Annotated in this window: 10 protein-coding genes; 4 read left to right on the top strand and 6 right to left on the bottom strand. The window is 61.4% G+C overall.

Features of this window, described 5'->3' with window-relative positions:
- Nucleotides 1-152 precede the first annotated feature (152 nt).
- A complete protein-coding gene (locus LOY70_RS14215) occupies nucleotides 153-686 on the top strand; it encodes a PQQ-dependent catabolism-associated CXXCW motif protein (RefSeq protein WP_265037665.1) in 534 nt (177 codons plus the stop codon).
- Nucleotides 687-741: 55 nt separating this feature from the next.
- Nucleotides 742-1,407, top strand: coding sequence for a response regulator transcription factor (locus tag LOY70_RS14210; RefSeq protein WP_265037664.1), 666 nt, complete (start codon nucleotides 742-744; stop codon nucleotides 1,405-1,407).
- Between the two features lie 180 nt (nucleotides 1,408-1,587).
- On the opposite strand, the gene nahK is transcribed toward LOY70_RS14210, so the two are convergent.
- The 5 genes from nahK to LOY70_RS14185 form a co-directional block, all read right to left on the bottom strand.
- Nucleotides 1,588-4,230 carry a hybrid sensor histidine kinase/response regulator NahK/ErcS' gene (gene nahK, locus LOY70_RS14205; protein ID WP_413776634.1) on the bottom strand — a complete coding sequence of 881 codons (2,643 nt, stop codon included), beginning with the start codon at nucleotides 4,228-4,230 and terminating at the stop codon, nucleotides 1,588-1,590.
- Nucleotides 4,160-5,323, bottom strand: a complete 1,164-nt coding sequence (nosP, locus tag LOY70_RS14200; protein WP_265037663.1) for a nitric oxide-sensing protein NosP — start codon at nucleotides 5,321-5,323, stop codon at nucleotides 4,160-4,162. Before nosP ends, nahK begins: the two co-directional genes overlap by 71 nt.
- A 328-nt stretch (nucleotides 5,324-5,651) precedes the next feature.
- Nucleotides 5,652-6,836, bottom strand: a complete 1,185-nt coding sequence (locus tag LOY70_RS14195) for a porin (RefSeq protein WP_265037662.1) — start codon at nucleotides 6,834-6,836, stop codon at nucleotides 5,652-5,654.
- Nucleotides 6,837-7,175: 339 nt separating this feature from the next.
- Complete coding sequence (locus LOY70_RS14190; protein WP_265037661.1) at nucleotides 7,176-8,450, bottom strand: glucarate dehydratase family protein; 1,275 nt, start codon at nucleotides 8,448-8,450, stop codon at nucleotides 7,176-7,178.
- Nucleotides 8,447-9,862 (bottom strand): MFS transporter, encoded by a 1,416-nt coding sequence (locus tag LOY70_RS14185; RefSeq protein ID WP_265037660.1) that lies wholly within the window; start codon nucleotides 9,860-9,862, stop codon nucleotides 8,447-8,449. The genes LOY70_RS14190 and LOY70_RS14185 overlap by 4 nt, the downstream gene beginning before the upstream one ends.
- A 90-nt stretch (nucleotides 9,863-9,952) precedes the next feature.
- On the opposite strand from LOY70_RS14185, the gene LOY70_RS14180 reads away from it, so the two are divergent.
- Entirely contained in the window at nucleotides 9,953-10,849 is an 897-nt protein-coding gene (locus LOY70_RS14180) for a LysR substrate-binding domain-containing protein (protein WP_265037659.1), read from the top strand.
- A 328-nt stretch (nucleotides 10,850-11,177) separates the two neighbouring features.
- Nucleotides 11,178-11,612, top strand: a complete 435-nt coding sequence (locus tag LOY70_RS14175; RefSeq protein WP_025213532.1) for a nuclear transport factor 2 family protein — start codon at nucleotides 11,178-11,180, stop codon at nucleotides 11,610-11,612.
- Between the two features lie 178 nt (nucleotides 11,613-11,790).
- On the opposite strand, the gene LOY70_RS14170 is transcribed toward LOY70_RS14175, so the two are convergent.
- Nucleotides 11,791-12,714 carry a LysR family transcriptional regulator gene (locus LOY70_RS14170; protein ID WP_265037658.1) on the bottom strand — a complete coding sequence of 308 codons (924 nt, stop codon included), beginning with the start codon at nucleotides 12,712-12,714 and terminating at the stop codon, nucleotides 11,791-11,793.
- Nucleotides 12,715-12,835: the final 121 nt, after the last annotated feature.

Here is a 12,835-nt window from a genome sequence, read left to right as displayed (position 1 = left end):
CGCTATCGCGAGCAAGCTCGCTCCCACAAGGGCTCTGAGCAGGCACCTACGGCTCAAATTACTACTTTAGTACCGGTCTTCCTGTCTATGGTCGCATTCACAAGACCTCGACCCTGGCATGTAATGGGCGCATAACAAAAAGGATCAATCCTATGCCCCGTTTACTGGCGATGCTCTTGCTGGGCCTGGCGCTGAATGTCGCCCAGGCCGATACACAGCTGTTTTCCCCCCAGGGCTATCGCGTCGCCCAGTACCGCAGCCCGACGCCGCCTTCCGTGGACGGCGCACAGACCCTCGACACCCCGGCCTTGCAACGCCTGCTCGGACAAGCGCCGCCTCCGGTCCTGATCGACGTTTACCGTCGGCCCTGGATCCAGGGGCAGTTCATTGAAAATGAGCCCCACGCCAACCTGCCCGGCAGCCTGTGGCTGGCCAATACCGGTGACGGTGACCTAGACGCCACCTGGCTGGATTACCTGACCTATCACCTGCGCAAGGCCACCGCCGGGCGGGTGGATCAACCGCTGGTCTTTTATTGCCGCTCTGATTGCTGGTTGAGCTGGAACGCGGTAAAACGCGCCGCTGCCATGGGCTATAAGCATGTGTATTGGTATCGCGATGGCCTCGATGCCTGGGAGGCGGCCAATCTGCCCTTGCAAGCGGCCCGCCCCGAACCCTTTCCCTGACCTTACAAGTGCGCACAACTGCCCTGCCCCTATGACAATAACGAGGTGAATGGCCATGTATAAAATCCTGATAGCCGATGATCACCCACTGTTTCGCGAAGCCATCCACAACGTCATCAGCGACGGTTTTCCTGGCAGCGAGGTGATGGAAACCGCCGACCTGGACAGCGCCCTGGCGCTGACCCGCGAGCACGACGACCTCGACCTGATCCTGCTCGACCTGAATATGCCCGGCATGCACGGCCTCAACGGCCTGATCAACCTGCGCAACGAAGCACCCACCATTCCCGTGGTGATTGTCTCCGCCGAGCAGGATAAACAGGTTGTGCTGCAAGCCATCACGTATGGCGCGGTGGGGTTCATCACCAAATCCTCACCACGTGCGCAGATGACCGATGCCATCGAACAGATTCTCAATGGCAACGTGTACCTGCCGCCCGACATCATCCGCACGCAAAAAAGCCCGATGGGTCGACGCATGAACGAAAACCCGAGCTTCCCACCGGAACTGCTGCAGGCCCTGACCCGCAAGCAACTGCTGGTGCTCGAACGCATGACCAAGGGTGAGTCGAACAAGCAGATCGCCTACACGCTGGAGATCGCCGAAACCACGGTCAAGGCCCACGTCTCGGCGATCCTGCGCAAGCTCAACGTGCACAATCGGGTGCAGGCGATTCTCAGTGCCGGGGATATTGATTTCGGGGCTTATCTGCGGCGTTGAACAGGTACCCCCCCGGTTTGGTCCGGGGCCCTGGTTAACACGCTTCTGTGGCGAGGGGATTTATCCCCGCTGGGCTGCGAAGCAGCCCCTTGGATCTGTCAGCCGGACGGAGTTGTCAGGTTTTAGGGCCGCTTCGCGCCCCAGCGGGGATAAATCCCCTCGCCACAAAAGGGGTCCGGTTCAAGAGTTGCGAGCCTGGCCCAACAAATGACTCATCGCAATCTTCAGCTTCATCGGCCGCACCGGCTTGTGCATCAGGGTGTGGCCGCGCTCGCGGATCTGCTGCTTGAGCTCGTTGCTGTAGTTGGCGGTGATCATCATGGCCGGGATCGGCGAGGCCCGGCGGGCGTTGATCCGCGCCACCGCGTCAACGCCGTTTTGTTCGTTATCCAGGTGATAATCGGCAATCAGCAGGTCGGCCTCGGCATGGTAGTTGTCCACCTGCCGCGCCAGGTCCTGCTCCGACAGCGCCGTCACCACCACACACCCCCAGCCTTCCAGCAAGGTCCGCATGCCGGCGCAGATCGCCGCGTCGTTATCCAGCACCCAGATCCGCGCCCCACGCAGGCGCTCGAGCATCGGTTCGCTCATGTCCAGGCACGGCAACGGCTTGGGCGCCGTGGCGCTCAGGGGCACTTCGACGGAAAACATCGAACCCTTGCCCGGCCATGAACGCACCTGGATCCGATGCCCGAGGATTCCGGCGATTTTCTCGACGATCGCCAGCCCCAGGCCCAACCCGCGGTCCTGATCCGGACGCTGCACGTCACCGCGCTTGAACTCCTGGAAAATTTCCTCCAGACGGTTTTCGGCAATGCCGATGCCGCTGTCCCAGACTTCGATGGTCAGCCGCTGACGATGTCGCCGACAGCCCAGCACCACTCGTCCACTGGGGGTATAGCGAATGGCATTGCTGAGCAGGTTGCGCAGGATCCGCGCCAGCAGCTGGATATCGCTGCGCACCAGGGCCGAACAGGGCACAAAGTGCAGCGCCAAGCCTTCACTGCGGGCCACCTGGACATATTCGGCGGCCAGGTTCTCGAGCAATTCGCTCAGGGCGAACGGTGCGATATCGGCCTTGATCACCCCGGCATCGAGCTTGGAAATATCCACCAAGGTACCCAACAGGTTTTCCACATCCTCCAAGGAATGACTGACGTTGCGCACCAGTTGCGCGTTCGCCACCGGCTCACGGCGCTCGAGCAAGGCGCTGGTGAACAGCCGCGCGGCATTGAGCGGTTGCAGCAGGTCATGACTGACCGCGGCGAGGAACTTGGTTTTCGACAGGTTGGCCTGCTCGGCCTCGCGCTTGGCCTCGCGCAGGCGCAACTCCACCCGGCTGCGCTCGTCGATCTCGCGCAGTAACTGATCGTTGAGGGTGGTCAGCTCGGCGGTGCGTTCCTGGACCCGTTGTTCCAGGTTCTGGTAGGCCTGGTGCAGTGCCTCGGCGGTGCGCCGGCGCTCGGTGATGTCGCGGATCAGTACGAAGATCCCCACCACCTCGCCGTTGGCCAAGCGGTTGGGCACATAGGAGCGCAACATGTAGCGCTCCTGATTGTTGATGTTGGTTTCGGCGAACTCGAACGTCACGCTCTCGCCCGCCAGCGCCCGGGCCACATAGGCCTCCAGGCGCTGGTAATGCTGCTCGCTATGGGCCTCGCGCAGGCTCTGGCCGAGCATCACCCCACGGGGCCAGCAATACCATTGCTCGTAGACCTTGTTGGTGAACTCGTAGACCAGGTCGGCGTTGAGGTAGGCGATCAACGCCGGCACATGGTCGGTGATCAGGCGGATCCAGCGCTCGCTTTCGCTCAGGGCCTCAGCGTGCTGGTAGCGTTCGGTGATGTCGGTGAAGGTGTTGACGTAGCCGCCGGTGGGCAGCGGATGGGTGCGGATCTCCAGGACCCGGCCATCCGACAGGCGCTGCTCGCATTCGTGAATCAGCCGTCCGTTGCTGTCGCGGCTGACTGGGGTCAGCAGCTGCAATTCGCTGTCGGCGATGACCTCGTTGAACAACCGGTGGGCGGCCACGGGTGCCAAGCCGCTGAGTTCCAGGAAGCGCCGGTTCCACAGCTCCAGCACACCTTGGGCGTTGACCATCGCCACGCCCTGGGACAGGTTGTCCACCGCGCGCTGCAACAGATGGGACTTCTGTGCGATGGCCTGCTCGCGGCGCACGGTCTCACTGAGCTTGACGTCGGTGATGTCGGTAAACAGGATCACCCGCCCGCCTTCCTGGGTCGGCCGCTCGCTGACTTGCAGCCAGCGACCGTTCTGCAAGCGGTACAACACATGCTCGTCGGCCTGCCCCCGGGGTTCTTCGCTGAACAAGCCGTTGGCGGTCATCAAGCGCTTGACCTGCGACAGGCGCATCCCGGCGATGATGCGCACCCGACTATGGGCCCAGAACGCCTTAAAGCGGCTGTTGAACAGGACGATGCGTTGTTGTTCGTCGAACAGCACAAACGCATCGGAGATGCTCTCGATGGCATCGATCAAGTGTCGGTGGGCCGTTTCCGCCCGCAACCGCGCCTCACCCAGCAAGTGATTGCCGGCCTTGAGTTCGGCCATCGCCTGATTCAGGGCGTCGGTACGCTCACGCACCTGCTCGGCCAACACCACCGAATGCTGGAACGCCGCGTACGGGTCATTGCCACGGGTGACACCGGACTCCACCCGCTCGATCAGCGCGGCGTTGATGCGCCGCAGCTTATGGTTTTCATGCTGCAGGCTGGCGATCTGCGCCTGCAGTTCAGCGTTGGCCAGGGACGCGATGGCGGGCAATGGCAACTCCGGTGAAGGTCTGGTTGATGTGCATGCCATTGAACTGTTCTCCGTAGGTGTTGAACCCCATCACCCGTTGTTCGCGCAGGAACTGGCCGATCTGTTCCAGGCCTCCGCGGTCCTCCAGTTCCAGGCGCCTGAGGAAGCAGTCACAGCCGATGGTCAGCAACAAATCACCGAGGCGTGCCTGCAAGCCGTCGAACAGGCTTTGCAGATTGTCCAGCAAGGGGCCGGGGGTCATCGCGGTGAGGACGATGCCGTTCTCCACCGCGCAGTAAAAACTCAGGCTCAGGTCCGGGTGCACTTGCTGGATGGCCCGCACGTAGTACTGGTCATGGATGCGCACCGCCAGGGGATGGGCGGCGAAGACCCGGTAGTCCAGCGCACTCACGGGCACGCCGATATGCCGGGCGTATTCTTCGGCGGCGGGTTCGGCATTGAGTTCAAAGACTCGTCGTGAAGCGCTGTCGGCGCCGGTGACCACCAGTTTTTCTTGCCGAGGCAGGATGTGGTGGGTGGTGAACACTTCGAACTCCAGCCAGGTGTTGATCAGCAGCACCACGGCCGCACCGCTGTGGAACTGGCCTTCGAAGTACACATGGGTGTGGGTCAGGTAGTTGTCGTCGCCGGCCGAACCGCCGAAATGCGGGATGTCGCCGAGTGCGGCGCTCAAGGCTGCCAGCACCATTTCCTCGCGGCTGGACAGGCCGTCGAGCAAGGTCAACGCGAAGCTGTGGCCCTTGATCGGCGCCAGGGCATTGCTGCGGCAACCGCTGGCCAGGCGTTCGACCATTTGCTGGGCGTCGATCAGGCTGAAGTGCTCCATTTCGCCGATCAGCTCGGCGGCAATGGAAAAATGCCGGTGATCGAAACCCACCGCCGTCACGCAGTTGCGGCCATAACCCTGGGTGGTGATTTCCCCTGCGCTGGTGCAGCCCACCAGGCGAATCCCGCCGAAGCTTTGGGAAAGCGCTTGGCCAAGGGCCGGCAAGTTGTATTCGGCGGAACAGAAAAACAGCACGAACCCCAGGTGCGGGTGCAACAACTGTCGCGCCAGCTCCTGGGCCACTTGCTGGACATCTGTTGCCTGGGACATGGCGCTCACCACACCTTCGCTCTGGGCCTGCTGCATCTTCGCCTCCGACGGGTGCGTGATAGGAGCCTTGAGTGTACGAAGCAACGCCCGGTCCACGAATGCTACTTGGGTAGCGGGTGGGCGCTTCCATGGGAGGAGAACAGTGGCGACCCCGGCCGCGATGCGCACGGCTGGGGCCACCACAAAAACCATCGGGCTTTGTTTGGAATGCCCTTGTGGCGAGGGGATTTATCCCCGCTGGGGCGCGAAGCGGCCCTAAAACCTGACAACTCGGTCTGCCTGACAGATCCAGGGGGCTGCTTCGCAGCCCAGCGGGGATAAATCCCCTCGCCACAGGGATATGCTTTTCATCCGACGGATTGTGTTACCAGGTCAATACAGCCCCCACCGCGAAGGTATCGGTGTCTTCGTTCTGCGCGCTGGTGTCGTGGCCGTCGATTTCAAACTGGTTGTATTCGGCCACGAGCTTGAGGTTGTCGTTGATGTCATGGAACAGCGCAATGCCGCGGGTTTCGTAGTCGGCGCCGCTGCCCACCACGCCATTGCCGTCGTCGTCGGTCTTGCCATAGGACAGCGCCAGGCGATTCTTGCCCAACTTGTAGGAGCCCTGCAGCAGGTAGCCCTTGCTGTCGACATTGCGCAACGTGGCTTCGCCGGCGTTGTTGGTGAAGAACGGGTTGATACCCTTGGCCTGGAACCCGGAACCGGTGAGCGACAACCCACCCATCTTCGCTTGCACGCCATAACCCAAACCTTTGGAGGTCACCGACTCGACCGTGGAGTCGGTGTTATCAGAGGTCTGGTAGCTGCCGTTGAGCCAGCTGTAGATCTTTGCCCCGCCCAGGTCGAACTGGTAGGTGATCTCGCTCTCGGTGCGCGGGTTTTCCTGATAGGCCTTGCCGGTGGCACTGTTGTCGTTGGTGTCCACTGGATCCATGATCCCCACCGCCACGCGCAAACCGTCCATCACCGGTGTGCGGTAGGTGATCTGCGAGGTTGGGAACGGATACGGATAGCCGCTGCCGATGTTGCCGAACGACACACCACCGCCGTCCACCAGCCCGAGGGTGTCGCTGACCTGGCCATAACCGGCCAGCAGTTCATCGAGCAGGATGTTGGAGCGGGCGAACAGGCCGAAATCCTTACCGATCAACACCTCGCCCCACTCTGGGTTGGCGACGGTGCCGTAGAACTGCCGCACATCGATGGCGGTGTCGGTGCCGTTGGTTTCGCTGTCGTTGATGGTCACCCAGAACGAAGCCCGGGCGCCGAGCTTGAGGTCATCGACCTGCTTGCCCATGTTGAAGCCCAGGTAGTTGGGTAAAAACCCCATCTTGACCCGCGCCTGCCGACGGTCGTACTGCTCCCCTGCCCGGTCCACATCACTGTTGACGTAAAAGGCGTTGATGTAGCCGTCAGTGGAAAAGGTGGTCTGGTCCTTGTCGTACAGCATGATTTCGGCTTGGGCCCAAGACGTCAGGCCCAGGGTCGAAAGACCGGCGATGACCGCAGGCAAAAAACGCAGGCAGGTATTTTTATTGTTGTGCATGGCGCGCTCCGCAACATGAGACAGGATGTCGGAGGCGATTATCGAAAGGCACCAGGCCACGTCATACGCTGCCTTGGAGGCGATTGGCGGATGCTTTGGAAGCGCCGGCACGGCGCGGCAGTTTGGGTGTAAGACGGCGATGCAGAGGGGCGTGGTACTTTGGGTGTGGGCCGGTTGTCCTGCCAGTTAACCAATACCTGTGGGAGCGGGCTTGCTCGCGATGGCGGCGGATCATTCAACGGTGATGTTGGCTGACACACCGCTATCGCGAGCAAGCTCGCTCCCACAAGGTGAGAGCTTGTTGCCGCTGGCCTGCGCGGCAGGCCCCTCGCCGTCAGCTCAAAACCTCGGCTTGACGGTTTTCCAGTCCGGCCGGTAGCGCTGCATCTGCCGCACATCGTCGCGCTGGCGAATGCCGCACGAGAGGAACTGGTCATGCAGCTTGCCCAGTTGATCCCGGTCCAGCTCCAGGCCAAGACCGGGCGCTCGAGTGATTTTCACGCAACCATCGACAATCGGCAGCTTGCCGCCCTTGATCACTTCTTCATCCGGCTCCTGCCACGGGTAATGGGTGTCGCAGGCGTAATCCAGGTTCGGCACCGCCGCCGCCACGTGGGCCATGGCCATGAGGCTGATACCCAGGTGCGAGTTCGAATGCATCGATACGCCCAGGCCGAAGGTGCTGCACATTTTCGCCAACGCCTGGGTGTCCCGCAGGCCGCCCCAATAATGATGGTCCGCCAACACAATCTGCACACTGTTCAACGCCACACTGCGACGAAACTCATCGAAATCGGTGACCACCATGTTGGTCGCCAGTGGCAGGCCAGTGCGCTTGTGCAGCTCGGCCATCCCCTCCAGCCCCGGCGTCGGGTCTTCGTAATATTGCAGGTCGTCGCCCAGTAATTCGGCCATGCGAATGGAGGTTTCCAGCGACCAGTTGGCGTTAGGGTCGATGCGCAACGGATAGCCGGGAAACGCCTGTTTCAGGGCCTTGATGCAAGCCACTTCATGTTCCGGATCGAGGGCGCCGGCCTTGAGCTTGATGCTCTTGAAGCCGTAGTCCTGGATCATTCGCCGGGCCTGGGCGACGATTTGCTGTTCGTTGAGCGCCTCCCCCCAACTGTCTGCGGGATAGGGCGAATCGATGTGCTCGGCATACTTGAAGAACAGATACGCGCTGAACGGAATCTCATCGCGAATCGCGCCACCCAAAAGGTCCACCAGCGGCACGTTCAGGTAATGGGCTTGCAGGTCCAGGCAGGCCACTTCGAACGCCGAGTAGGCATTGCTCACCGCCTTGCTCGCGTGGGAGCCTGGTGCCAACTCGGCACCGGCCATGCTCGCCGGCTTTTGCGCAGCCACGGTGGCCTGGACGATCGCCCGCAGCTGGTTGAGGTTGAACGGGTCCAGGCCGATCAACTGGCTCTGCAGTTGCTGTTGGATCGCCAGGGCCGGCGCATCGCCGTAGCTCTCGCCCAGGCCGATGTAACCGTTGTCGCTCTCGATCTCGATGATCGAGCGCAGCGCGAACGGCTCATGGATGCCGCTGGCGTTGAGCAAAGGTGGATCGCGAAAAGCGATGGGTGTGACGGTAACGCGTTTGATCTTCATACAGCGGCTCCCGATGGGCCAGGTTTCAAGGCTTGCGATTTTTCCGGCGGATTGGCTTCGGCAACGGTTTCGGGCCGGCCGGACAGTGAGTTCGGGGTATCGCGCTTCGGCGCGGTGCGGGCGAAAAAGATCACCACGGCGGCGACGAGCGAGGTCGCGGCCAACCCATACAGGCCGCCCTCGATGGAGCCCGTGGTCTGTTCCAGGAAACCGAAAGCCGTGGGTGCGACGAAGCCACCAAGGTTGCCGATGGAGTTGATCAAGGCGATCACCGCCGCCGCGATACGGGCATCCAGGTAACCCTGGGGAATCGGCCAGAACAACGCCGATGCGGCCTTGAAGCCAATGGCCGCAAAACAGATCGCGACAAAGGCAAAGATCGGCCCGCCAGTGGTGGACATGAACATGCCGAACGCGGCGATCACCAGCGTCACCGCGACCCAGGCCTGCTGGAATTTCCATTTGCCGGCCAGGGCGGCGAAGCCGTACATCGCGACGATGGAGATGATCCACGGAATCGAGTTGAGCAAACCAACCTGGAAGTCCCCCAGGCTGCCCATTTTCTTGATCATGCTCGGTAGCCAGAAGGTGGCGCCGTAGATGGTCAGGGCGATGGAAAAGTAGATGAAGCAGAACAACGCGATCTGTCGGTCGGCGAGCAATTTGAACATCGACGGCTTGACCACCTGGGCGGCTTCCCGGGCCCGTTGCTCTTCGGCAATGGCGGCGATCAGTACGGTCTTCTCTTCAGCGGTCAGCCATTTGGCCTGGCTCGGGTGCGATTGCAGCCAGAACCAGACAAATCCACACAACACGATGGAAGCGAAACCCTCGATCAGGAACATCCACTGCCAGCCATGCAGGCCCATTCCGCTGATGTGCAGCAAAGCACCGGACACCGGGCCGGAAATCACCGAGGCGATGGCCGAACCGCTGAGGAAGATCGCCATCGCCTTGCCGCGCTCGTTGGCGGGCAGCCACTGGGTGAAGTAGTAGATGATGCCGGGGAAGAAGCCCGCCTCCGCCGCGCCGAGAATGAAACGCAGCACATAGAAGCTGGTTTCACCTTGCACAAAGGCCATGGCCATCGCCGCTGCGCCCCAGGTGAACATGATGCGCGTCAGCCAGGCCCGGGCGCCGTAGCGTTGCAGCAGCATGTTGGACGGCACTTCGAACAGCGCGTAGCCGACGAAGAACAGCCCGGCGCCAAGCCCGTAGGCAGCAGCGCCGATGCCCAGGTCGGTTTCCAGGTGACTGCGCACAAAACCGATGTTGACCCGGTCGATGTAGTTGACGATGAACATCACGACCACCAATGGCAGTACATGACGTTTGACCTTGGCCGCCGCGAGCGCGAGGGTACTCGCTGGCGTGGAGTCCAGTACGTTATTCAAGGGGTGCCTCCCGATCATTGTTTTTGTGGGGAACGGGACGATGATGGACGCCGGGGATTGTTCCCGTCTAATCTAACTTGGCACTTGATTGATACCTGGATTGAATCAATGTTCGAACTGGCCCAGCTGCGCTGCTTCACCACGGTGGCGACCGAACTCAATTTCCGTCGCGCCGCCGAACGTCTGAACATGACCCAACCGCCCTTGAGCCGGCAGATTCAACTGCTGGAACATCACCTGGGCGTCGAATTGTTCACCCGCAGTACGCGCAGCGTGGCGCTCACCGCCGCCGGCCGGGCGTTTTTCATCGAAGCGCAGAACCTGCTGGAACAGGCGCAACAAGCCGCCGTCGCCGCCCGGCGTTTCGCCCAGGGCGACATTGGTTCGGTGACCATCAGCTTCGTCGGCAGCGCGGTGTACGAGTTCTTGCCCAAGGTCATTGCCGAGGCGCGACTGAAACAGCCCCAGGTCAAAATCGTCCTGGCGGAGATGAACACTTACCAGCAGCACGAGGCCTTGCGCGCCCGGCGCATCGACCTGGGCATCGTCCGCTCGCCACTGCTGGAAACCGGCTACGCCACCGAATGCCTGGTGCGTGAACCCTTCGTCCTGGCGGTCCCGGCCGGGCATCCGCTGGCCACTGCGGCGTCCGTGGGCGTGCAGGACCTGGATGGCCAACCGTTCCTCATGTACTCCCATTCCGCCTACCCGCCCTTCAACGAACTGCTCACCGGCATGCTCCGCTCGGCCCGGGTCGCGCCGCAATTCGTGCAATGGCTGGGGTCGTCGCTGACGATCCTGGCACTGGTCAACGCCGGCATGGGCTTGGCGCTGGTACCGCGGTGTGCCACCAGCGTGGTGTTCAAGCAGGTGGTATTTCGCGAGATCGACCTGGGCGAAGGCGTGCAGAGCGAGTTGCACCTGGTGTGGCGCCAGGACAACGACAACCCGGCGTTCACCATGTTGCTGGAAGGGATTCGAGGGGCAGTGCGCGAGGGGTTGTGAATGCGTCAGCACGGCTGAAAAGGTCCCCTGTGGCGAGGGTGCTTGCTCCCGCTGGGCTGACTCACTTTTGATCGTTCCCACGCGCAGCAAAGGAATGCATCCCGTGACGCTCTGCGTCACCTTCCAGAAGCGGAACGCGGAGCGTCCCTGGTGGCATTCCCACCCGGGAGCGTGGGAACGATCGATACACCTCGGTGCCGATTCGAGGGGCTGCTGCGTAGCCGGGAGCAAGCTATTCCCGTCGAGCCAAACAAGTTGTACGATGACCGACGAGCATAACCCCAAGCGCTCGTACGTTCCCGATACCTACAACAACAAGGAAACACCCATGAAAAAAGCGACATTGATCGTCAGTTTCTTGTGCCTGTTCAGCGGTTACGCAGCGGCAGCCACTTCATCAGCCGAACAGGACGTGGCCCAGGCCGTCGACCACCTGACTCAAGCCATGCTGCACAAGGACATCCCTCAACTCCAGGCACTGGCCGCCGAGAACCTGACCTACGGGCATTCCAGCGGGAACATCCAGGACAAGAAAGCCTTCATCGCCGACATCGAAACGGGCAAGAGCGCGTTCAAGACCCTGGAAATGAAGAATCAGAAAATCACCTTGTCGGGTGATGTAGCGCTGGTGCGTAATCACTTCTCGGCCCAGGCGCTCAAGGGCACCGAAGTGGTTCCGACGGAAATCGAGAACTTCCAGATCTGGCAGAAGCAGAAGAATGGCAAGTGGTTGCTGATTGGTCGCCAGGCGTTTCGGTTCTGATCGCTGACTGAGCGCAAGCCTGATGTGATTCATTGTGGCGAGGGGATTTAGCGAAACGTCGAACCGCCCCGCTGGGGCGCGAAGCGGCCCTAAAACCTGACAACTCGGTCTGCCTGAAAGATCTAGGGGCTGCTGCGCAGCCCAGCGGGGATGAATCCCCTCGCCACATGTTTTTGCGTCAGACTCCGGACCACTGCTGCCGTTGCTGCAGCAGGAAATCCACGAAGGCACGCACCCGTTGCGGCACATACCGACCATGGGGATACAGCAGTGTGAAAGGCCGTGACCGGCCCCCGAATGGCTGCAACACCTCCACCAGCCGGCCATCCGCGAGTTCCTGTTCGACGATGAATCGATAGGTCTGGAACAACCCGGCGCCGTACTTGGCCAGCGTCACCCCGCCCAGCACATCATCCGAACAGCAATAGCTGCCCTGGCCGAATACCTCCTTCTCCTTGCCATCCACCTTGAACAACCAGGAAATCCGCCGCCCGCTGCTGGGCAATTCGAACTGGATGCACTCATGATCGTCCAGGTCTTCAAGGGTCTGCGGCGTGCCGGCCCTGCGCAGGTAGTCCGGGGAGGCGACCACGGCCAGATTCGCGTCTTCCAGCAAGCGAGCGATCATGGAAGAGTCCGGCTGCGCCCGCACCCGGATAGCCAGGTCATAACCTTCGGCAACGAAATCAATGTTTCGATTGCTCAAGTGGAGGTCGACGCTGACTTGCGGATACAACGCCCGAAAAGCCGGCAGCAATGGCAAGATCCGATGATGACCGTACGTGGTGGGCAGGCTGATGCGCAGTTGTCCGGACGGCACCGATTGGGCGCCCATCATCTCCTGTTGTGCCTCGACCAGTTGCGTCAACGCCTGTCGACATTGCTCGAAATAGGTCCTGCCGGCTTCGGTCAGGCGGATGCTGCGAGTGGTCCGCACAAAAAGCCGCGAACCCAGGCGCTCTTCCAAGCGAAAGATCGAGCGGCTCACTGCCGCCGGAGTAACACCCGCCAACTGCGCCGCGGCGGTGAAACTGCCCGCCTCTGCCGCCAGGCAAAACAGTTCTATGCTGCCCAGCTGCAGGTCTTCGAAATGACGTTTCATGATTCATTACACCGCGTATCAACTGAAGATGGCAGATGCCTGTTTATCAGTCTGTGCCGTATAAATACAGTGGTCCTCGGTAGCGTGGGAATCTTCCTGCGCCCATTTCCCAGCAGCAGGA

Origin of the sequence: Pseudomonas sp. B21-054 (assembly GCF_026016345.1) — a bacterium.
In the GTDB taxonomy this organism is placed as follows: Bacteria; Pseudomonadota; Gammaproteobacteria; order Pseudomonadales; family Pseudomonadaceae; genus Aquipseudomonas.
The sequence above is the reverse complement of the archived record's forward strand: the minus strand, read 5'-3'. Positions and strand labels throughout refer to the sequence as shown.

Excerpts from the sequence above, each read along its gene's own strand:
- LOY70_RS14215 (WP_265037665.1), top strand. The coding sequence starts at position 153 with ATGCCCCGTTTACTGGCGATGCTCTTGCTGGGCCTGGCGCTGAATGTC.
- LOY70_RS14210 (WP_265037664.1), top strand. The coding sequence starts at position 742 with ATGTATAAAATCCTGATAGCCGATGATCACCCACTGTTTCGCGAAGCC.
- nahK (WP_413776634.1), bottom strand. The coding sequence starts at position 4,230 with ATGGCATGCACATCAACCAGACCTTCACCGGAGTTGCCATTGCCCGCC.
- nosP (WP_265037663.1), bottom strand. The coding sequence starts at position 5,323 with ATGCAGCAGGCCCAGAGCGAAGGTGTGGTGAGCGCCATGTCCCAGGCA.
- LOY70_RS14195 (WP_265037662.1), bottom strand. The coding sequence starts at position 6,836 with ATGCACAACAATAAAAATACCTGCCTGCGTTTTTTGCCTGCGGTCATC.
- LOY70_RS14190 (WP_265037661.1), bottom strand. The coding sequence starts at position 8,450 with ATGAAGATCAAACGCGTTACCGTCACACCCATCGCTTTTCGCGATCCA.
- LOY70_RS14185 (WP_265037660.1), bottom strand. The coding sequence starts at position 9,862 with ATGATCGGGAGGCACCCCTTGAATAACGTACTGGACTCCACGCCAGCG.
- LOY70_RS14180 (WP_265037659.1), top strand. The coding sequence starts at position 9,953 with ATGTTCGAACTGGCCCAGCTGCGCTGCTTCACCACGGTGGCGACCGAA.
- LOY70_RS14175 (WP_025213532.1), top strand. The coding sequence starts at position 11,178 with ATGAAAAAAGCGACATTGATCGTCAGTTTCTTGTGCCTGTTCAGCGGT.
- LOY70_RS14170 (WP_265037658.1), bottom strand. The coding sequence starts at position 12,714 with ATGAAACGTCATTTCGAAGACCTGCAGCTGGGCAGCATAGAACTGTTT.